We start from the raw sequence: 20,261 nt of genomic DNA on the forward strand, positions 1-20,261 counted from the left end.
AACTACTGCTTCTCCAACATCAGCATCGGGCCGGGGTCACCGGACAAAGGAACGTTGTAATGATCCAGCAGCCACGATGCGATGTCGTGGAACAAAGGAGCTGCTGAACCGCCGCCACCACCATCGGTGCCGCGCTCTGGGTCATCGAGCATCACACCAATGGCAAACCGAGGGTTGTCGGCTGGGGCGATACCGGCGAAGGTGATCCAATAATCCGAATTGGAATAGGCACCGGTGTCTTTATTGATCTGCTGGGCCGTGCCGGTCTTGCCGGAAATCTGGTAGCCCTCCACAGATGCGGAAGCGCCCGTGCCCTGCTGCACGCCAGTCGGATCAGACTGGGTGACTGCACGGAACATATCCACCACCGTCTTCGCGGTTTCCGGGGACACCACCTGGGTTTCCTTCGGTGCTGGCGGGTTGACGGTGGAGCCATCCGCAGTGGTGATGGATTCCACCAGGCGAGGCTCGATACGCTTGCCGTCATTGGCCAGCGCTTGGTAGATGCTGGTCATCTGCAACAGGCTCATGGACATGCCCTGGCCGATTGGCAGGTTGGCAAACGTACCTCCGGACCACTGGTTGAGCTCCGGCACGTAACCGGATGTCTCATTCGGCAGCCCCACGCCGGTGGCCTGGCCCACGCCGAAATCGCGCAGGTACTGGTTGAACTTTTCCTCACCCACGCGCTGGGCCAGCATCAACGTACCGACGTTGGAGGACTTACCGAACACGCCCGTGGTGGTGTACGGAACCGTGCCGTGCTCCCATGCATCCTTGACGGTCACACCCGCCATCTCAATGCTGCCGGGAACTTGCAGAACCTCAGATGGGCGGGTCTTGCCCTCTTCGATTGCCGCTGCTGCGGTCATGATCTTGGCCACGGAACCCGGCTCGAAGGCATTGGTGGTGTTTCGGTCGCCGAAGATCTTGTCCTGATCCAGCTGCTTTTCCACGTCGCCGTTCGGGTCGACGGTATCGGAGCTGGCCATGGCTACAACCTGACCGGTCTGCACATCCAGAACCACCACGCTGGCGGAGTTCGACTTGGAATTGTCCTTAGCCTGCTGGACCTGCTGCTGGATATACGTCTGGGCATCCAGATCCAAGGAGAGTTGGTAGGCATCTCCATCCACCGGTGGGTGTTCGTCGCGGACGGAGCCCGGGATGGCGTATCCATCGCCGCCGACGTCCACCGTCCGGGATCCGTTGATTCCCTGCAGGCGGGCGTCCTGGGACAGCTCCAAGCCAAACTGGCCTTGGCCATCCTGGCTGATCTTTCCGATCAGGTTGTCTCCCACTGCGCCGTTGGGATATTGACGAATGTCTTGACGCTCCGAGGTGATCTCCGGGAACTCGGCTACCACCTTTTGCGCGATGTCCGGATCCACGTTGCGTACGAGGACCTCGTAGGTGGCATCAGAGGTGAGCTTCTTGCGTAGGTCGGACTCCTTGATGTCCGCGCCTTCTTGGTCGATCATTTTCGGCAGCTTTTCGACGATCTCATCCAGGCGTTCGTCCGGCTCTGGGACGTTTTCTGGGTCGAGTTCGTGGCGCTCCTGCATGAAGTCGCGAAGCTTGCCCGGGTGTACCGACAGCGAACGAGCCTCCATGGTGTAGGCCAGAATATTGCCGTTGCGGTCCGTGATTGTTCCACGGTGTGCAGGCTCGGCCAGCACCGTGGTGCGCTGCATCTGTGCCTGCGCGGCCAATGAAGGTCCGGCGATCAACTGCACCCACGTCAGGCGCAGTACCAGTGCGATGACCAGCAGCAAGATCAGGCTCAGAACCATGCGCAGACGCTTGCTGAACCGGGCGCTGCTGTTATCGAGAATCAACCAGCTGTTTGCTTCCGCAGTACGCGAAGATTGAGGCTTTCGCTGTTGTGCCAAAACCTACTCACTCCTTTCTGCGGACAGCATGTTGCTTCATTGTCCACCGCTGAACGCAATGTGCCGGGCAACCTGCCCGGCGTGTCTCCGTCAGCATGAGGTGAGCCAACGGTTGTCCTTCGATTGCGTGTCTACCTCGTTGAGGTCAACGGTGGGTAACTAGTTGGTAATTTCTGATCAGTTTGGTGGGGCGACGGGTGCCGCTGGCGCGGGAGCCGGCGCAGGCGCAGCCGGCGCTGGGGCTGGTGCTGGTGCTGGTGCTGCAGGCGCTGGTGCCTGGTTGCCCGCGGCTGCGCCGCCTGCAGAATTCTGATTGGAATAAGGAACCTCGCCCGTGCCGTTCTGTGCTGCGGCACCGGTTGGGCTCTCAGGGGCCAGTCCCGGCACGTTCGCCGTCTGGGCTGGATCGGACGTTGCGGTACTTGGCTTCTTAGTGCCGTTGACGTCGATCACCGGACGGTTCTCGGCAGCGTCAGCTGGACGCTGCTCGTCAACCTTGTCGCCGTTGACGTTCAACACACCCGTCTGATCCGGCACCACCATTCCCATTTCAGAGGCGCGGGCCGCAATGTTGGCTGCAGACTGTGCATCAGAGACGTCACGTTCCAAGGATTCCAGCTCATTGGTCAGGTTGGTGGACTGCTTGCGCGCATCCGCGATCTGGAAAGACTGATCCGTGGTAATTCCGGACAGCCACATCACCGAAACGATGCCCGCAATCAGCGCGAAAGCCATGAAGAAGGCCAAGTTGCGCGCCCGCGGATCAGTGTTATCCCGAGGTGCAATCCGGCGACCACGCATCGAAACTTGCTGCTGGGAGCCCAGACGGCCCGTGCGCTTGCGTCGATCCTGCAACGCCTGCGGCTGCGAAATGGTGCGTTCGCCTCGCTGGGCTGGCCGCTCCACGGTCCGCGAAGTACGAGTAGCGCGAGTGCTGCGCGTGGACTGGTACGAGCGAGCACCAGAGTCACGGCGTGGTGAGGCGGTGCTCCTGGTCTTTAGCGTTCCGGTGGTCATACTGTGTCCTTCTGGAAAGTGTGTGGTGGTTGCTCGTGGGTTGGTGGGGATCCGCGTGGTCATGTTTTTGTCCTCGGGGGCACGGGGAATGTGCTGTATCCCCGCATGCTCGCTCGAGCAGCAGCCCGCACGCGCACGGGTGCGGCACGAGAGTTCAGTTCGATTTCCTCTTCGGTGGCCTTCTCTGCACCGCGGGTGACCAGCTCGAACTCCGCTTCTGATCCGGGAAGCTCCATCGGCAGACCGGCGGGGGTCTGCGAGGCGGAGAGCTCAGCCAGCGCCTTCTTGACGATCTTGTCTTCCAGCGACTGGTAGCTCATGAACACGCCCATGCCGCCGAGGTGCAGCCAACTTGCCGCTGCGGGAACCACGTTTTCCAGTGCTTCCAGCTCCGCGTTGACCTCGATGCGCAATGCCTGAAAGGTGCGCTTGGCGGGGTGTCCACCGGTCCTCCGGGACGCTGCCGGGATCACCGCATAGAGCAGCTCCACCAGGCGCCCGGAATCGCTGAACGCTTCCTTTTCCCGCTCGCGGAGCACGGCGCTGGCGATCTTGCCCGCGAAACGCTCGTCGCCGTAGGTCTTCAGGATGCGCGCAAGATCGCCGTGCGAGTAGGTGTTCAAGATGTCCGCGGCGGTCAGCGAGGTTTCCGGGTCCATCCGCATGTCCAGCGGTGCATCCTGGCTATAAGCAAAACCACGATCCGCTTGATCCAGCTGCATTGAGGAAACACCCAGGTCAAACAGGAATCCGGAGATTCCGTGTTCGCGTACGTCCGTGGGGATGCGCCCTTGTTCCGCCAGCTCGTTCAAAGCATCGGTGATGCCATCGAAGCGGGTGCGGTAGCTCACGAAGCGCTCACCGAAGCGAGCCAGCCGCTCGTTGGCTTCGGCCAGCGCGTTCGGGTCGCGATCCAGCCCCACCACCACTACCTGCGGCATCGCCTCAAGGAATGCCTCGGTGTGTCCACCTGCGCCGAGCGTGCCGTCGACAATTACCGGCGTCACCGGCGCATCGGAGGACTGGACACCCCGCTGCACCAGCTCGACCATCCGATCGCGCATGACCGGGGTGTGGCCAGGTTGGCGTGGGTTCATTGTTGTCCTCCTTTCGTGCTGTTGCGGGATCTTGCTGTTCTTTTTGTGCCGACGCCGCCCTTCGCGGAATCAGCTTCGTGCCGACGTGAAAAAGCTGGTGACAAAGTTAAAGAGTGTGAACAGGGCCTTACCTGCGTGGGTGTGGGTCTGATATCGGGGAAGTACATCAAACGTCACGTCGTCCACGCAGATAAGGGCCTGCGCACACTCTGTGTGTCGAAAAAGTTCTAGAGGAACTCCGCGAAGGATTCGTCATCGCCTACTGAGAAGTCAGCCTCATGTTCGGCGCTGTATGCCTCCCAGGCTTCGGCATCCCAAATTTCGAGGAAGTCCACATTGCCGATGACCACGCATTCTTTGCTGAGTTCCGCGTAATCGCGGTGTGCAGCGGGAATGGTGATGCGGCCTTGCGAATCAGGAGTCTGCTCGTCGGCGCTCGCCGCCAGGTTGCGCACGAATGCTCGTGCCCTGGGGTTTGTGCGTGAAGCAGCTGCGGCCTTCTTGGCGCGGACCATGAATTCACCTCGCGGATACACCGCCAGGCTTCGGTCCTGCCCTTTGACCACCATCAGCCCATCGGCCAGTTCCTCGCGGAACTTGGCCGGCAGGGTGAGTCTCCCTTTGTCGTCCAACTTCGGTGTGAAGGTGCCGAAGAACATGTCTGCGGCTCCTTCCTGTTACCGATCGACACAACGTTGTCTTTTTCACCAGCTCTGTTCAGTTATTCAGCGCGTCGCTGTGCCCCACTTTACCCCACTGTCCCCCACCAGAACAGCCACACGCCGAACATTAAACAAATACTTAAGGCTTTTTATTTCCGGATGTTTCCTCTGACCTGCGCCATCTTTCCCTGTGGGGAGATTTTCCGCAAGCGGGATTCACAGGTGCTTCTACGGTTCGCGCGCCTTTCGTCCAGGTTTGCAGGGCGGCGGCCCCACCACTGTGTGTCAGCCAGGTGGGCCTTTTACCTTGTTGTCCGCTTTGCGGAGCTCGTTCTATTATCGCAGTTCACGAGCACTATTTTGTCTTCCGGAGGATCTCCGCCACTCCTCTCTCAGCCGCATTTGACTGCTGCTCAACCCTGCCGAGGCCCCTTACTGAGCCAATGTGGGGCAAAGTGGGGGCAAAATGGGGCCTAATGGCAGATTTTCGGCAATCTCCGGCCAGAAGTGAGCCGCGGGATCGGGCAAAAGTGTTAGGGGCGGCGTTAGTGGTCGGCCCAGGCAGTGCAAGCGGAAGTGTTAGGGGCGGCACTGGTGCCAGGCCACGCCAGAGCAAGCGGCGGCGCAAGTGGTCGGCCCAAGCAGCGCGAGCGGCGGCACTAATGGCAAGCTCCGCGCCCGAGCGACTCCCCCCGCTTCCACGACTCCCCGACTTCCCTGACTTCTGCCAAGCGTCATACTTCTGTACCAATCCTCAAATGGCGCACCGTGTTTCCCCAGGTAAATGTGGCGCAAGTGACGTCTCTAAATGAGTTTTGGTACGGAAGTATGAACGGCTCTTGCCCGCCGCGCAAAAGCGCCCGAATTGGACTGATTTCCGGGTTGAAGGACGAAGACAATTGGTAGTGCTGAGAGAAAGTGCTACAAGGAGAAGCGGACAAGCGTCAGGAAGGCAGGCGCGAAGATAAAAGAGGCACAGTAGACACGAAAAATCGCCCCACCGTTTCCAGTGGAGCGATCAGGATAGTCGTGACAGCCAATCAAGGTGCCTGAAGAAGGTGCCTCACTCCCAAGGAGCCTCGCGGATGCCGCTTATCGCTCGAAGCGCTTGCGGAAGCTATCTTCCATGCGGTCGCCGATACCGCCGTTTTTCGCCGCCTTCGACTTAGCAGCAGAGACCTTCGCTGAACCAGCACCCTTACCCTTAGCTGCATTCGAGCGAGTTCCAGTGCCATGGAACGCCATCATGCCTCCAGCGAACATGATGAAGAAGCCGAGGATACTCAGAGCCACGAACCATAGGGAAAACTGTGCGAGGCTCACTCCGCCAACCAACATGCATAGGCCGACCAGCATGATCGCCACGGATTGAATATTGAAGGAGAAAGTTCCCTTGCTTTCCCTCGAAGCCCGGTGCGCCAAACGCGGATCGTCCGCGATGAGTGCGCGTTCGATCTCTTCGAGCATCCGTTGCTCTTGCTCAGATAGAGCCACGTCCAACCTCCACTGTCGCTGCGATGAAACCCCTGGTGGGTGCTCATCGTTCTTGCTGTTTTGGTGCCTTCACCGGCTAGGTGATCAGTGCCCCTCACAACTTCAAAAGGTGGTTCAAGAAGTGAAAGGTAACTACTGAATATCCGATCCGCGCACTAGAAGACGCAAACTCAACCCAGCGGATATGAAGGCTCTGTTAGGTACAACGTCCAGCATACGTATTTAGTTCCCATCGCCAGAGAAAATCCGAAATCGCGCTCAGCTTCCTCCGCTCAGCTTCATCAAACAATCACCTGAATCCGAACCACCATGGCAATCGAGCCGTACCGCTCCCACCGAGATCCAACCAAGCCTAAGCAACCACTGCAGCGCCTTCGATCTCTGCCCGAGCCTCATCTACCAGCACACACGCCTGGTCGTAGAGCTTCTGCACCACCAAGGGATTGACGTTTTTCTCAAGCCCCATGTCCGCCCGGCTCGCAAGACGAGCGTGTACTTCAAAACGCTGGCAGCGCTGTTCCATCGCAGGATCCAACATCTTTAACTTGTCCCACGCACTCCCCTGCGGCCGCCGCTTTCGGCCTGCCATCTTGTGCTCGATCAGCGCCCCCGCTGCACGCAAAGCGGCACGGTAAGAAAGCGATAGAGCCTCATCCAAACGTTCCGCCTGCCTTGATGCAGCAAGCTGTCGCTCCGCATCATCCAGGAAGGACACAGCGCTCTTATGTACCGTGTGCGCCCGTAATTTTCGTATCGTACTCATTGCGCCTTCGCCTTCCTTAATCTTTGGCTAACTGGGTCTTGCAGCGCTGGATCTTGCAACGCTCCGAAGCAGCACTTCGCTTATCCAACTAGCCATCAAGGTATTCAGCAGCGAGACAACAACCGCCTCCACCAACTCATTAATAGAACACCTGTTCGAACTAGTGCCAAGTTGAGGAATCTCAACCGCACTTTTGCACCACATGGCAGGATGTACGTCATGTCTTTGGTATCTATCGTCGCTGTCACCCCAGCGCAGTTCCGCCGTCGTATTGACGAGCTGATAGATATACACCTCTCGGCTATGGACTACCCGGCGTCGTACAAAGACCAACGACGTACACTCTGGCTGTCCAACATCCACCACCCTGATTTCCGCTGCCACCTCGCCCTCGTCCACCCAGACGATGCTCGCCCGGACCCCAGCGACCCACAGCAACCGTGCGCGGGAGTGTGCTTTAGCTTCCGCGGCAGCTCAGATACTTGGTGGAATCAGCAGGTCACACGCGGTCTCCACGAAGCAGGGCACTCGCGGCGCCAGATAGAATCCGTGCTCAAGGATTACGCCGAGCTATCGGAAATCCACGTGAATCCCCGCGTGCAACAGCTCGGCATCGGGCGCGGGCTACTGACTGTCCATATGAAGTCGATCTCTCAGCAGCACGTCATGCTTTCCACGCCCGAAGTGCCAGGAGAAGCCAACGGTGCGTGGCGTCTGTATCGCAGCCTAGGGTTCCAAGACGTGCTGCGGAACTTCTACTTCCCTGCCGATGCGCGCCCCTTCGCGATCCTCAGCAAAGCGCTGTAAAGCCAAGCGCCCCCACAAAGATCAAAACCCCAAAGAACCACAAACCTAGCGGACCATATCGTGCCCGTACCCCGGCCCCCACGCCGGTGCCATGCCCAAGTTGTGCAGCACTTCCTGCGTGGCGCGCACGTTATTCATGGTCATGAAGTGCAGGTCAGGCGCACCTTCCGCGATCAACCGCTCCGCCATCTCGGAGGACACTTCGATACCCACCTCGCGAATGGCGGCCTTGTTGCCCTCTTCATCACCATTCGCTGCATCCAACAGGCGCCGCTCCAGTGACTTTGGCAGAGACGCGCCCGCCAGCTCCATCTGCTTGCGCACCGCACGCAGGGACGTAATGGGCATCAGTCCGGGGATGATCGGCTTGGAACCGTGCTCCGAATCCGCCGCCACCAAGCGATCGCGCAGCCGCAGGTAGTGGTCCACGTCAAAGAACATCTGCGTAATGGAGTACTCCGCACCAGCGCGCAGCTTCGCCAGCGTGTATTGCGTGTCCATCTCCAAGTCAGCTGCACGGAAGTGGCCTTCGGGGAAGCTCGCGATGCCGATATCGAAGTTCTCACACTCGGGCATCTCTCGAACCATTTCGATGAGCTCGTTGGTGTACAGCAGCCCGCCTTCGGTCTGCACCCATTCTGCGTTCGGGTCCCCCGGCGGGTCGCCGCGCAGTGCCAGCAGGTTGGTCAGCCCCAGGTCAGCGAAAGTCCTGATCAGGGAGCGGATTTCCTCAGCGGTGTGCTCCACCAGCGTCATGTGCACCAGCGTGGTCAGCGGCTTTGTCGCCAGCTGCTCGGCCACGCGAAGGGTGCGTCCGCGGGTAGATCCGCCGGCACCGTAGGTCACGGAGACGAAGCTCACGCCAAGGTCGTGGAAGGCCTCCGCTGCGCTCCACAGTCGCTGTTCTGCAGCATCGTCCCGCGGAGGCATAAATTCCACGCTGAAAGGTACTCGACCGGGCGTGGTGAATTTGAGGGAGTCAGAGACTGCTACCTGCCTGCGGATGTGTGCCATGCCCAATGATGATAATGCCAGCGCACATTGCTCTGTGCAGCGAGGGCGGAAATGGCGGCACTGTAGGATAAGGACTCATGAGTTCTGCTGAGTTTGATCGGGGTACAGCCACCTGGGGTATGTCTTCTTCCTTGGCTGATGTGCCCGCGGCCGTCAATCAACGCGTCTCGGAGTACTTTGCTGCCAGCACCAGCGAGTTTTCCGCGATCGGCCCCGAATTCGCAGACGCCATCGAGGCCTTGCGTGCGTTCACCGTGCAGGGCGGCAAGCGAGTGCGCCCGATGTTCGCGTGGGCTGGCGTGCGTGCTGGTTTGGAGAGCGGTCGCGGGAGCATCGAGGTTCCTTTTCCCGACGCCAACCCCGATCCCTCCGTACTTCTCACCGCAATTTCTGCGATTGAGTTCATCCAGGCGTGCGCGCTAATTCACGATGACATCATTGACCAGTCCGATACCCGGCGTGGCAATCCCACTACGCATCGCAGGTTTGAGTCTCAGCACCGTTCCTCCAATTGGGCGGGAAGCAGCGAGCACTACGGCGTGAGCCAGTCCATTCTCACTGGTGACTTGGCTTTGGCGTGGGCTGATGACATGTTGCTGGCGTCTGGTTTGAGCCCGCAGTCTCTTGCTGCGGTTCGTCCGGCGTGGCGGGCGATGCGCACGGAGGTCATCGCCGGGCAGATTTTGGATGTGGCCATGGAGGCCAATGGCAGCGAGAGTGTGGATGATTCGCTGAAGGTCATCGAGTACAAGACTGCCAGCTATACCGTGTCGCGCCCGCTGCACATTGGAGCAGCGATGGTGGGCGCGGACCCAGAGCTAATGAACACGTTGCGAAGCATCGGTCAGGACATCGGCGAGGCGTTCCAGCTCCGCGATGATCAGCTGGGTGTGTTTGGGGATCCTTCTGTGACGGGCAAGCCCAGTGGTGATGACCTACGCACGGGCAAGCGGACCGCGCTGATCAACCTCGCGCTGCAGGCGGAAAATCGTGGCGAGGGCGCGGGGGTTGGCGTCGAAAAACTACGAGATGGACTGGGCACGGCCAGCACGGAAGAAGAAGTCGATGCGTTGCGCGAGGTCATCGAGGCAACCGGGGCGGCCGAAACTGTGGAGCGCTGGATCACGCAGCGCAGTCAGCGGGCCATCGAGACCATTACGTCTGCGCAGCTCGGTGCACAAATTACAGATGAGCTGGTGGAGATGACTGTGGCGCTGAGCGATAGGAAGTTCTAGGACAATGCGCAAGACCTACGAGAGCAGGGCGGGCAGCAGGCGCCACCTGAAGCTTCCCCGTCCGCTGGTTCCCATGACGCGCGCGACCACGCGTCGGCGGTTGGCGGCAGATGTTCAGCACGTGGTGGTTGTGGGCGCGGGATTGTCCGGGCTGTCTGCGGCGGCACGTTTGCGCGCTTCCGGGTTGAAAGTCACGGTTCTGGAGGCCGAAGAAACCGTAGGCGGACGTTGCAAGACCGAGCGCTTGACCAGCGCACATGGCGCGTTCGAGGCCGATACCGGGGCCACGGTTCTGACCATGCCGCAGCTGGTGGAGGCCGCGGTGCAGTCGCTGGGTCAGCAGATGCCGGACTCGTGGAAGCTCACCAAGCTCAGCCCCGCGTATACCGCGCAGTTCGCCTCGGAGCGCAGCATCCGGCTGTATTCGGACCCGGCACGCATGAGCCAGGAGATCGCGGAGTTCGCCGCCGCCAAGTTTCCGGAGGATGCCTCCCGCCAGGCAGAGCGTCTGGTCAGTGGCTACGAGGACTATCGTGCTTGGTCGCAGGACATGTTCAGCGCCGCATTCGATAATTTCCTGGCCGCGGACTTCGATTCGGTCCTGGATTTGGTGGCCACTCCGTCTTCGGCATCGGATCTGGGGCGGCTGGTTGGTTTGGGTGCGTTTGGTTCATTGGCACGCGCCACGCGAGGTTTTGTGCCCGACGCCGAGCTCGCCCGCTTATTTACTTTTCAAGCCCTCTATGCAGGTCAAGCACCCGCGAAGGCACGGGCTGTCTATTCGGTGATCAGCCACATGGACACGGGAATGGGCGTGTTCTACCCGCAGCACTCGATCGGTGAGGCCGCGGAGGCCATGGCCGGGGCGTTGGTGGCCGCAGGTGCGGATGTGCGCACGGGTACTCCCGTGGCCGGATTCAATTTCGCTGCCTCCGGCACCTCCGTGAGCTCGGTACGGCTGGCCTCCGGAGAGGTCGTCGAAGCCGATGCAGTGATCTGCACCACTGACCTCGCGGTGACGGACCGCCTCATGAACCGCCCGCGCACTCCACAGCGGCGGCCGGTTCCCCTGCGTTGGGCACCGTCGGCCGTGGTTATCCACGGCACGGTGCCCACCGCGGTCAGCGATACTTTTGCTTCGCAGAGCCATCACACGTTGAGCTTCGGCGAAGCCTGGGATGAGACGTTTACGCAGATCACCGGCGCTCGTGGGCGCGGTTCACTGATGACCGACCCTTCCCTGTTGATCACCCGCCCGGCGAAGTCCGCCCCGAGCCGCATCATTCAGGGTGCGGAGGATTCCGTCTACGCTGGCGAGACTTTCGAGCCGATCAGCATCCTCGCCCCGGTGCCCAATCTCGCCTCCGCTCCAGTGCAATGGGAAAACATTCAGGACCGGTACGTGGAGGAGATTCTTCGCGAACTGGAGGAACGAGGTTTTTCCGGACTACGTGCGTCCCTATCCATCGCGCGGGTAGATACCCCGCAATCGTGGGCGAACACCTACGGCTACGGCGAAGGTACACCGTTTGCTTTGGCTCATACTTTTGCTCAGACCGGCCCGTTCCGGCCACGCAACGTCAGCGGCTACGGAGTAGATAACGTGATCCTCGCGGGAAGCGGCACCACGCCGGGAGTAGGCGTGCCCACGGTCTTGTTATCTGGCGCTCTTGCCGCCCGCAGAATCACCGGAGGTGGCGTTCGATGAATCCTTTGACCCTAAAGTTGCGCCGCATCACCTGGCAGCAGGCTCTGATCATCGGCCTAGTCGGCTCGATCATTCTCGCGCTAAGTTCCCATGCGGCTGGTGCTGTTCGCGCCCGCGGTGGTGTGCTGCACGTGCTGAATCTGACTTCGCTGACCTTCGGGCACTTCACCGGCATCTTGGTGGTAATCATGTGGATCGGCGTGGTTCTGCTGCTGTTGAGCTGGATCGTGGCCGGCGGTCATATTTTGCGCCACGGCCGGTCCTTGGATGCCCGGATGGTCTCCGCGTGGATCGCGCCATTGTTTTTCGCCGGCCCCATGATGTCTCGGGATCTGTACTCCTACCTCATGCAGGGCACGTTGGCTCGCGATGACATCAACCCCTACCAGCACGGCGCCGCGGCCAACCCCGGCCCGATTTTGTTTGAGGTCAGCGCGGACTGGCGCAATACCACCACACCTTATGGCCCATTGCACTTGTGGATCGGCGAGATCATCACCAGCGTGACCGGCGATAACATCACCGTCGGAACCATCGCCTACAAGGTCTTGTCCTTGGCTTCTGTGGCGGTGATGGGCTGGGCCACGATTCAGCTGGCGCACATCCTCGGAGTGCGCCCCTCTGTCGCGCTGTGGTTGGGTGTGGCTAATCCCCTGGTCATCATCCACCTGGTGGGCGGTATGCACAATGAAAACACCATGATGGCCTTGGTGATGGCAGGCCTGGTGTTTAGCTTCCGTCTCAAGCCGATCCCCGGCCTGTTGGTGGGCACGCTGCTGATTGCCCTGGGCACGTCTTTGAAGGCCACGGCATTTCTGGCCTTCCCGTTCCTCGTGTGGATTTTTGTCGCCCGCTGGGCCGGGCGCGGCCCGGAGGGACTGTTCAAGGAAACGTGGAAACGCTTAGTAACGCTGGTTGTCAGTGGAATCGCCGCGCTGGGTCTGACCGGGCTGGTCATGCAGGCGGTGACCATGCTCTCCGGTCAGACGTGGGGCTGGGTCGAGGAAATGTCCGGCAACACCAAGGTGATCAACCCTCTGGCCTTGCCCTCGATGTTGGCATCCACCTTGGAACCAGCGCTAACGCGCCTAGTCAACGATGATCTCACCTTCAACGTGCTGGTGAACTTCTTCCGCCCTTATAGCACCGCGCTGATGGCCATCGGGCTGATCGTGGCATGGTGGGTCTTCCGCCGCGACGAGCTCCAAGCACTCAAGGGTGCGTGCGTGGCCTACCTGGTCACCTGTGTCTTCAACACCGTGACCCTGCCGTGGTACTACGCCGCGGTGCTCGCTCTGCTGGCCGTGTGGGTCACGGATCGCCGGATCATTTTCCTCGCTGCGTGGTTCTCCGCGTTCCTGTGCATGATGTTCGACGGCGGGGGCAACAACCGCCTCTACAACCTCTGGTGGGTACTAACCATCGGTGCCATCATGTGGTGGGCAATGCGCTCTTCACTGGGATACAGCCCCTTGCGCAAGCCACGAGACACAGACGCGTGGGTTCTCGATGAACCGCGTCTCCCCCGGGAAGAACCGGCTAAATCGCCATCGCTTGCGCTCGGCGCATGACCTCCCGGGCCAGATGACCATGGAGGGCATCCACTGGTCGGCCGGGAAGGGTGTCGTCGGACTTAAAGAGGAACTCAAGAACCTCCGTCGAGGAATACCCGCCGTCACCGAGCAGCGAAACCACGCCGGGGACGAACCGGTTGAGCCGGCCGCTTTCATCGAAGAACAACTCCGGGATGTAACGGACGTTGTTCACGCGAACCGCCAGGATCTGGCCGTTGCGGAGCAGATCCATCACCTTCGTCACCACCACGCCCATGCGCTCGGCGGCGTCTGGGATGGAGATGACGGACTCTCCCGCAGGAATGCCACCAACGGGCTTTTCCAAAATAACGGACTGTGCAGTGGTCTTTGATCGCTCGTTATTCACAGCTGCCACTGTAGTGCACACGTAGCCAAACCCCCACGCCCGTCCGTCCGAACGCCCTGCCTAAGCCGGGCTTGTCTCCCCGCGCCCTAAGATGGAGGGAAGTTATTATGTCTGGATGGGATTTACCTAGGCCTTTCCATTGGGCCCTGAGCCATTCCCATTCGGCAAAGCGATGAAAGGACGGCCGAACCCGCTGTGAGCCAGTTGTACTCCGGAGACCTGCTCGACAATCGCTATCGCATCGGTGCGCAGATCGCCCGCGGTGGCATGTCGACGGTCTACTCCGCGGTGGATACCCGCCTGGACCGCGAAGTGGCGGTCAAGGTGATGGATCCCGCCCTGGCTGACCAGCGTTCTTTCCGTGCCCGCTTTGAGCGCGAGGCGCGCGCCGTGGCCAAGCTCAATCACCCAGCGCTGGTGAACGTCTTCGACCAGGGAGTGGACGGAGAGTACGTCTTCCTCGTCATGGAACTGGTGGTCGGCGGATCTCTGCGTGAACTGCTGAAAGAACGCGGCCCCATGCCTCCCCACGCCGCACTCGCAGTCATGGAGCCAGTGTTGACAGCACTGTCCGTGGCGCATGCCACCGGCATGATTCACCGCGATATCAAGCCGGACAACGTACTGATCAGTGATTCCCACCAGGTCAAGCTCGCGGACTTCGGCTTGGTGCGGGCCATCGCCACCGGGGTGAACTCGGGTGCGCACACTGCTCACGATGGCAAGGTCATCGGCACAGTCGGCTACCTGTCTCCGGAGCAGGTCGAGGGCAAGTCGCTGCATCAAACGTCAGACGTCTACTCCGCCGGCATCCTGTTGTACGAGCTGATCACCGGCACCACGCCGTTCAAGGAGGACTCTCCCGTGGGCACGGCGATGGCCCGCCTCAATCGGGACGTACCGGCCCCGTCCAGCGTGATCAGCGGCGTGCCTGAAGAGATCGACCAGTTGGTTGCGCGGGCAACCTCCCGCAGCTCGGAGACCCGTTTTTCCGACGGCACGGAGTTCCTCAACGCGGTTCATTCCGTCACGAGGGATCTCAACCTTCCGCCTTTCAAGGTGCCCTCCCCTGCAGATTCCGCGGTGCGCCGCGCACTGGAAGGCGCGGACTACGGCGAGCGTTTGTCCTGGGATGACGAGTCCATGTCCACGCGCGCTGTCGCACTGGGCACGGATCCGCGCACCTCGGAGCAGCCCGGCCATGCTCAGCCATTCAGCGAAACTGCGCACACTCAGCTTCAACCTGCGGACGGCGGTTATTCTCCGTATTCCGGCACTCCCGGCGTGGACGCTCACAGTCCCGCTGCTGCCTACCCGGCGGGAGCACACGCGGGTGCTGGTCAGCCCGGTGCTGCCCATGCCGGAAACCCTCAGGGCTACCCGCCCAGTGCCTATCCCGCTGGTCCGCTACACCACAGCGGACATGCCGCAGAGGTAGCACAGAGCCACGAAAGCAACCGCAAGCCAGCGTTGAGCAACCGGTCCAGCGGCCGCACCGTGGTGTGGATCCTGGTGATCCTCGCGCTGGTTGCTGCCGTAGCCACGGGCGCATGGTGGCTGACCAGCGGGCGCTATGGAGAGGTGCCCAACGTGGTGGGCATGGATCAGGCCTCCGCACAGGCCACTGTGGAGGAGGCGGGGTTTACCTCGGATCTGGAGGAGCAATACTCCAATGACACGGCCCGGCAGGCCGTGATGGGGACTGATCCCCCTTTCGGTGAACGAGCGCCGCGGGGAAGCCAGGTAGCGGTGCTCGTCTCGTTAGGAAAGCCCACCGTCCCGCAGCCTGGAAGCGCAGACACTGTTGCCACGTATACGCAGAAATTAGAAGACCGCACGCTGCAGGCACGGCTCGGCAGCGAGGTGTACTCGGATGACGTGCCGAAGGGCAAGATCGCAAGTACCAAGCCTGCCAGCGGTGCAGAAGTGAACACGGGCTCCACCGTGGAAGTGCAGTTGAGCAAGGGGCCGCGGCCGGTTCGTGTGCCCGGAGTGAAGGGACAATCGGAACAGCGCGCCACCGAAACCATCGAGGCGGCCGGTCTCGAGGTCGGCGACGTAGTCCAGGAGTTCAGCGAGCAAGTGGAAGCTGGCGATGCCATAGGAACTCGGCCTGGATCCGGAGAAGAGGCCCCGGGAGGCAGCGAAATCACCCTAGTGATCAGCAATGCCATCAAGGTGCCGAACATCACGGGGCTATCCGCAGACAAGGCCAAGGAGAAGCTGCGTGAGGCTGGACTCAATCCTGTCCATGGCGATCCCATCACGGACGAGGACGTTGAGGCCGGTCACGTTGCCTCACAGTCCCCTGCTGCCGATCAGCTGATCAATCCTGAAGAAGACACGAACGTCACCATCCACGAATCGGATTCGGTGCGCGTGCCGTTTGTCATCGGCAGCACTGCGGCCTCGGCAAAGCAGAAGCTCGAGGCGCTGGGCTTGAAGGTGAAGTTCTCTTCAGACAGTTCCGGCCTAGTGATCACCCAGTCCCCTGGCCTCGGTTCTCGCGTACGAGTGGGCGACACTATAACGCTGGGCACGCTCTAGATTTCTCCAGAGCGTGCCCAGCAGGGGTTATCGCGTGTGGCGGACTATGCCAGCGTTAGTTGCGCAGCATCTCCGCCACGAGGAACGCCAGCTCCAGCGACTGCTGGGTGTTCAGGCGTGGATCCACGGTGGTGGCGTAGCGGGTAGGCAGGTCCACGTCGGTGATGGACTGGCCGCCGCCCACAACCTCAGTGACGTCCTCGCCGGTCAGCTCCACGTGGATGCCACCGGGGTGGGAGCCGATCTCGCGGTGGACCTCGAAGAAGCCCTGTACTTCGTCGATGATCCGATCGAAGTCGCGGGTCTTGTAACCGTTGGAGGAGGTGTAGGTGTTGCCGTGCATCGGGTCGCACTGCCAGATGACCTTGTGCCCGGTGGCTTCCACTGCCTTGACGATCGGAGGCAGGGCGGTGCGGATCTTGTCATAACCCATGCGGGAGATCAGGGTCAGGCGCCCCGGAATGTTGTGTGGATCCAGGGTGCGGACGTAATCCACGGCCTCTTCCGGCGTGGTCGTCGGACCAATCTTCACGCCCACTGGGTTGGCGATCATGGAGACGAACTGGATATGTGCGTCCTCGAGTCCGCGGGTGCGCTCGCCGACCCACACCTGGTGTGCGGATAGGTTGTACAGCGCGTCATTGCCCTCGGAATCGTGGCCCAGTCGCAGCATTGCGCGCTCGTAGTCCATGACCAGGGACTCGTGGGAGGCGTAGATATCTGCGGTGTGCAGCTGGGAATCGGACACGCCACAGGCGTTCATGAATTCCAGACCGCGGTCGATTTCCTCGGCCAGCGCTTCGTAGCGGGCACCGGCTGGGGAGTTGGCCACGAACTCGCGGTTCCACTCGTGCAGGCGGTAGAGGTCTGCGGTTCCGGAGCCGGTCAGCGCGCGCACCAAGTTCATTGCCGCGGATGCGTTAGCGTATGCGCGCACCATGCGGGAAGGATCGTGCTTGCGGGACTCTTCGTTGGCTTCCACGCCGTTGACGAGGTCACCGCGGTAGCTCAGCAGGCCATTGGCCTCGCGGTCTGCGGAGCGGGGCTTCGCGTACTGGCCAGCGATACGAGCCATCTTCACCACCGGGGTGGAGGCACCGTAAGTCAGCACCACGGCCATCTGCAGCAAGGTCTTGATGTTGCCGCGAATGTGCGGTTCGGTGTTGGACTCGAAGGTCTCGGCGCAGTCGCCACCTTGCAGCAGGAATGCCTTGCCCAGTGCCACGTCGCGCAGTTGGTTGCTCAGCCGACGTACCTCCGGTGCCACCACGATCGGCGGGACAGATTCGAGGATCTTACGCACGCGTGCAGCGTGGTCCGGATCCCACGAAGGCTGCTGCTTCGCGTCGCGCGAAAGCACGTCCGAGTACAGCTTTTCCGCTAGCGGTTCCGGAAGCGGAGGGAGATCAGGAAGTTCGTCCAAGGGGAGGTCAATAGTCCAAGCCATGGATCACAGCATACGCGGTCGGTTGTCTGACCTGGAATGGGCGGATGGTTTCGCCCACCTCACCGTGTTTTTGCCCCCGTTTAGGGTACATGGCGGCGCAATTTTTCCTTTTTCGACGCCAACCTAGCGCCGCAGCGCTTCCATCGAAAGCCGGTACTTGATGACGTTGAACCGCGCATCCGCGAGCGCATCGTGCGCGTTGGAGGGTGATTCGGGAAGCCGGGGGCGACCGGCCATTTCCCACAGTTGCTTGAGCTCGTGGGTGAAGCGGGGCAGTTCTCGGGGCAGGCCGGTCATGTCTCCCCACAGCTGTGCCAGCACCACGTGGTCGTAGGCTCCCACCCACGCCCATAGTTCTGGGCGGTCTTGCTGTGCCAAGCGCTGGCCGGGAACGTGATCGGGAAGCAAGAACTCGTAGAGCTTGCGGCGCAGCGTGGCGCGATCCATCCATCGTGCGTCAGACTTGGGCGGAAGCTGGTTCAGCACGTTACGGCGCACCCAGTCCCCTGCCTGGGAGGCGTCGAACTCCTTGGACACGGCGTAAAACTCCCGGCCGTCCTCGGCAACCACTCCGATGGAGATCAGGTCGATGGTTTCCCCATCTTCGATAAATTCCGTGTCATAAAAATAGCGCACGGTGCCCAGCTTAAACGGTGGCTGTGGCGGGCGTGGCAGTGCGTCGGCGTAGCGGAGGCGGGTACAGGCACCACTTGAGCACGGGGATCTTGGAGATGCCGTAGAACAGTCCGCCCACGGCGATGCAGATCAGCAGCCCCCAGATGATGCGGGTGTTCGGGTCATCGATCAGGTGGCGCCAGGCCGGATGGCTTTCCCACAGACGTGGGTAGACGTAGAAATCGAAGAAGGTCAGGGTGGCGTGGTGGGACACGTAGACAGGCAGTGTGTGACGACCCACGAAGCCGATCATCTTTTCCACCACGGGAATACGGGAAAGCCAGACCGCGATGATCACGCCCATGGGTGCTGCCGTAACTGTGCGCACCAGCGCGAGCACTGCCTGCTGGCCTGCTACTGCCTCATCCCATCCATCGAAGTAGAAGGCCTGCATTCCGCGGTAGACCGCTTCCCAGCCAGCGAACAGGAGGAGCGCCCAGGCGATCGTCGGCAGGTGAAAAGCGCGGCGAGACAGTTGGAAAAACGCCCATCGGTAGTGCAAGCCGATGAAGAAGATCGGCCCGTACATCAATGCCTGGTGCACGCTTTGATGCACCATCAGCCCACTCATGGCCGCCACGAGCGCGGGGACGAAGGACAAGGTTACGGCCAGCCAGGGAGGTTGGCGTCGAAGAACCACGGCCGCGATGTTGTACACCATCAGCGTGTACAGGAACCACAACCCAGGATCGCCAACGATCACCGCTCGAACCACGTTCTGCCAGGTCAGCTCATCATAGATGTAGAAACGCGAGGCGGCCTGAAAAGGAGTGAAAATCAGATACGGCACCAAGAGGAACCAGAGACGTCGGTACCAGAGATCTTCCAAGTTGCGCGTGATGACGCGGTGCGCAAACAGGCCCGAGACCAGGAAGAACAACGGCATCCGCAGTGGATCGAGGAAGCTCGATACCGGACCCCACGCGGTGTCTGTGCCGCCCGGCGCGCCCGTGACCACGTGCATCAGGCACACACCGATGATGGACAGCCCCTTGGCACAGTCGGCCCAGTTCACTCGACCGGACGCTGCAGAAGCCGACTGTCGTTGGGACGACTGCCGACGGGTTTGGGACTGTGCTGGGGCGTTCATGACTGCCGTTAAGAATCACAGGGCATAGGCAGAAAACACAAACCGTCTTGCCCAGCAATGCACAGATGGTTGCCTGAACTGGCGGCATTGCCAGTGAACCAGGCGACCCTGCGAAAGCCCTAAGAACGTGGCTCGGAACCCTTCGGATAACCGTCGCCGGTTTCCAGGGACTTTTTCACGTCCGCTGCGTAGAAGTCCTGCACGTACTCCTGCCCGGACAGCCCCGCCAGCGCTTCCATGATGGCATCGGTGAGTGCGCGCGCCTGGGCGTACTCGTCGCCGGCATCCCGGAAATCCGCCGGGTCAATGGGGTCTCCCACATAAACACCACAGCAGAACGGGCGTGGAATCCAGGAGCCAATGGGGTTGACCTTGCGCGTATTGATCATCGCGGTGGGATAGACCTGCACCCCGGTCTTCAGCGCCACGCGAGCCAGCCCGGTCTTGCCGCGGTACAAACGCCCATCGGGGCTGCGCGTGCCCTCCGGGTACATCCCCAGAACATCTCCGCGCTCGAGCACCCGGGTAGCGGTTTCCAAAGCAGCGCTCTGGGAATCCTTATCGGAACGATCCAGCGGCACTTGCCCCACCGAGGAGAAGAACCACTTCTGGATACCGCCCACCAACCCCGGCGTGGTGAAGTACTCCTTCTTCGCCAAGAAAGTCAGCTGTCGCTTGGCCATCAACGGAAGATAAAAGCTGTCCATCACCGCGAGGTGGTTGGAGGCAAGAATCGCCGCCCCCTCGGAAGGGATCTTGTCTATTCCACGGTTAAACGGACGGTTGTATACCCACAGCAGAGGTCCAACAAACACATGCTTGAGCCACCAATAAGTCTTATTCTGCATTTCCAGTTGTCCTTCACGCGGGTA

Annotated in this window: 17 protein-coding genes; 5 read left to right on the plus strand and 12 right to left on the minus strand. The window is 61.0% G+C overall.

Annotated elements, in window-relative coordinates; all coding sequences use genetic code 11:
• Positions 1-2: 2 nt before the first annotated feature.
• The 6 genes from IM764_RS00550 to IM764_RS00575 all read right to left on the minus strand — a co-directional run bounded on the left by IM764_RS00550 (position 3) and on the right by IM764_RS00575 (position 6,925).
• The gene (locus tag IM764_RS00550; RefSeq protein ID WP_370551492.1) at positions 3-1,892 is read right to left on the minus strand and encodes a peptidoglycan D,D-transpeptidase FtsI family protein; all 1,890 of its coding nucleotides are present in this window, start codon (positions 1,890-1,892) and stop codon (positions 3-5) included.
• Between the two features lie 177 nt (positions 1,893-2,069).
• On the minus strand, positions 2,070-2,909 hold the full coding sequence (locus IM764_RS10500; RefSeq protein WP_304503314.1) for a hypothetical protein: 840 nt from the start codon (positions 2,907-2,909) through the stop codon (positions 2,070-2,072).
• Between the two features lie 59 nt (positions 2,910-2,968).
• Positions 2,969-4,006, minus strand: a complete 1,038-nt coding sequence (gene rsmH / locus IM764_RS00560) for a 16S rRNA (cytosine(1402)-N(4))-methyltransferase RsmH (protein ID WP_194186509.1) — start codon at positions 4,004-4,006, stop codon at positions 2,969-2,971.
• A gap of 227 nt (positions 4,007-4,233) precedes the next feature.
• Positions 4,234-4,665 carry a division/cell wall cluster transcriptional repressor MraZ gene (gene mraZ, locus IM764_RS00565; RefSeq protein ID WP_194186510.1) on the minus strand — a complete coding sequence of 144 codons (432 nt, stop codon included), beginning with the start codon at positions 4,663-4,665 and terminating at the stop codon, positions 4,234-4,236.
• Between the two features lie 1,095 nt (positions 4,666-5,760).
• Positions 5,761-6,162: a DUF3040 domain-containing protein gene (locus tag IM764_RS00570; protein WP_194186511.1), complete on the minus strand. Its 402-nt coding sequence runs from the start codon at positions 6,160-6,162 to the stop codon at positions 5,761-5,763.
• A gap of 352 nt (positions 6,163-6,514) precedes the next feature.
• The gene (locus tag IM764_RS00575; RefSeq protein WP_194186512.1) at positions 6,515-6,925 is read right to left on the minus strand and encodes an SAV_6107 family HEPN domain-containing protein; all 411 of its coding nucleotides are present in this window, start codon (positions 6,923-6,925) and stop codon (positions 6,515-6,517) included.
• 219 nt (positions 6,926-7,144) lie between these two features.
• Between IM764_RS00575 and IM764_RS00580 the strand changes: the two genes are divergently transcribed.
• Positions 7,145-7,732, plus strand: a complete 588-nt coding sequence (locus IM764_RS00580) for an N-acetyltransferase (protein ID WP_228073187.1) — start codon at positions 7,145-7,147, stop codon at positions 7,730-7,732.
• A gap of 45 nt (positions 7,733-7,777) precedes the next feature.
• Here IM764_RS00580 and metF read toward each other — a convergent pair whose 3' ends face one another.
• Entirely contained in the window at positions 7,778-8,746 is a 969-nt protein-coding gene (gene metF, locus IM764_RS00585) for a methylenetetrahydrofolate reductase [NAD(P)H] (RefSeq protein WP_194186514.1), read from the minus strand.
• A 77-nt stretch (positions 8,747-8,823) separates the two neighbouring features.
• Here metF and IM764_RS00590 point away from each other — a divergent pair, with 77 nt between their 5' ends.
• Genes IM764_RS00590 through IM764_RS00600 form a run of 3 tightly spaced genes read left to right on the plus strand, consistent with a single transcriptional unit; the run spans position 8,824 to position 13,260 of the window.
• Positions 8,824-9,981 carry a polyprenyl synthetase family protein gene (locus IM764_RS00590; RefSeq protein ID WP_194186515.1) on the plus strand — a complete coding sequence of 386 codons (1,158 nt, stop codon included), beginning with the start codon at positions 8,824-8,826 and terminating at the stop codon, positions 9,979-9,981.
• Between the two features lie 4 nt (positions 9,982-9,985).
• The gene (gene crtI, locus IM764_RS00595; protein ID WP_194186516.1) at positions 9,986-11,689 is read left to right on the plus strand and encodes a phytoene desaturase family protein; all 1,704 of its coding nucleotides are present in this window, start codon (positions 9,986-9,988) and stop codon (positions 11,687-11,689) included.
• Positions 11,686-13,260: an alpha-(1->6)-mannopyranosyltransferase A gene (locus tag IM764_RS00600; RefSeq protein ID WP_194186517.1), complete on the plus strand. Its 1,575-nt coding sequence runs from the start codon at positions 11,686-11,688 to the stop codon at positions 13,258-13,260. Before crtI ends, IM764_RS00600 begins: the two co-directional genes overlap by 4 nt.
• On the opposite strand, the gene IM764_RS00605 is transcribed toward IM764_RS00600, so the two are convergent.
• Positions 13,229-13,591: an Rv2175c family DNA-binding protein gene (locus IM764_RS00605; RefSeq protein ID WP_353955899.1), complete on the minus strand. Its 363-nt coding sequence runs from the start codon at positions 13,589-13,591 to the stop codon at positions 13,229-13,231. The genes IM764_RS00600 and IM764_RS00605 overlap by 32 nt on opposite strands.
• A gap of 234 nt (positions 13,592-13,825) precedes the next feature.
• Here IM764_RS00605 and IM764_RS00610 point away from each other — a divergent pair, with 234 nt between their 5' ends.
• A complete protein-coding gene (locus IM764_RS00610) occupies positions 13,826-16,177 on the plus strand; it encodes a PASTA domain-containing protein (protein ID WP_194186518.1) in 2,352 nt (783 codons plus the stop codon).
• Between the two features lie 55 nt (positions 16,178-16,232).
• On the opposite strand, the gene IM764_RS00615 is transcribed toward IM764_RS00610, so the two are convergent.
• From IM764_RS00615 to IM764_RS00630, 4 genes are all read right to left on the minus strand, one after another.
• Positions 16,233-17,624, minus strand: a complete 1,392-nt coding sequence (locus IM764_RS00615; protein WP_194186519.1) for a class II 3-deoxy-7-phosphoheptulonate synthase — start codon at positions 17,622-17,624, stop codon at positions 16,233-16,235.
• Between the two features lie 123 nt (positions 17,625-17,747).
• Positions 17,748-18,260: a polyadenylate-specific 3'-exoribonuclease AS gene (locus tag IM764_RS00620; RefSeq protein ID WP_194186520.1), complete on the minus strand. Its 513-nt coding sequence runs from the start codon at positions 18,258-18,260 to the stop codon at positions 17,748-17,750.
• Between the two features lie 10 nt (positions 18,261-18,270).
• Positions 18,271-19,389: an acyltransferase family protein gene (locus IM764_RS00625; protein ID WP_194186521.1), complete on the minus strand. Its 1,119-nt coding sequence runs from the start codon at positions 19,387-19,389 to the stop codon at positions 18,271-18,273.
• A gap of 119 nt (positions 19,390-19,508) precedes the next feature.
• Positions 19,509-20,237 (minus strand): 1-acyl-sn-glycerol-3-phosphate acyltransferase, encoded by a 729-nt coding sequence (locus tag IM764_RS00630; RefSeq protein ID WP_194186522.1) that lies wholly within the window; start codon positions 20,235-20,237, stop codon positions 19,509-19,511.
• Positions 20,238-20,261 lie beyond the last annotated feature (24 nt).

The organism is Corynebacterium sp. ED61 (assembly GCF_015233855.1).
Taxonomy (GTDB): domain Bacteria; phylum Actinomycetota; class Actinomycetes; order Mycobacteriales; family Mycobacteriaceae; genus Corynebacterium; species Corynebacterium dentalis.

Excerpts from the sequence above, each read along its gene's own strand:
- mraZ (WP_194186510.1), bottom strand. The coding sequence starts at position 4,665 with ATGTTCTTCGGCACCTTCACACCGAAGTTGGACGACAAAGGGAGACTC.
- rsmH (WP_194186509.1), bottom strand. The coding sequence starts at position 4,006 with ATGAACCCACGCCAACCTGGCCACACCCCGGTCATGCGCGATCGGATG.
- IM764_RS00600 (WP_194186517.1), top strand. The coding sequence starts at position 11,686 with ATGAATCCTTTGACCCTAAAGTTGCGCCGCATCACCTGGCAGCAGGCT.
- IM764_RS00575 (WP_194186512.1), bottom strand. The coding sequence starts at position 6,925 with ATGAGTACGATACGAAAATTACGGGCGCACACGGTACATAAGAGCGCT.
- IM764_RS10500 (WP_304503314.1), bottom strand. The coding sequence starts at position 2,909 with ATGACCACCGGAACGCTAAAGACCAGGAGCACCGCCTCACCACGCCGT.
- IM764_RS00625 (WP_194186521.1), bottom strand. The coding sequence starts at position 19,389 with ATGAACGCCCCAGCACAGTCCCAAACCCGTCGGCAGTCGTCCCAACGA.
- metF (WP_194186514.1), bottom strand. The coding sequence starts at position 8,746 with ATGGCACACATCCGCAGGCAGGTAGCAGTCTCTGACTCCCTCAAATTC.
- IM764_RS00590 (WP_194186515.1), top strand. The coding sequence starts at position 8,824 with ATGAGTTCTGCTGAGTTTGATCGGGGTACAGCCACCTGGGGTATGTCT.
- crtI (WP_194186516.1), top strand. The coding sequence starts at position 9,986 with ATGCGCAAGACCTACGAGAGCAGGGCGGGCAGCAGGCGCCACCTGAAG.
- IM764_RS00615 (WP_194186519.1), bottom strand. The coding sequence starts at position 17,624 with ATGGCTTGGACTATTGACCTCCCCTTGGACGAACTTCCTGATCTCCCT.
- IM764_RS00630 (WP_194186522.1), bottom strand. The coding sequence starts at position 20,237 with ATGCAGAATAAGACTTATTGGTGGCTCAAGCATGTGTTTGTTGGACCT.
- IM764_RS00580 (WP_228073187.1), top strand. The coding sequence starts at position 7,145 with ATGTCTTTGGTATCTATCGTCGCTGTCACCCCAGCGCAGTTCCGCCGT.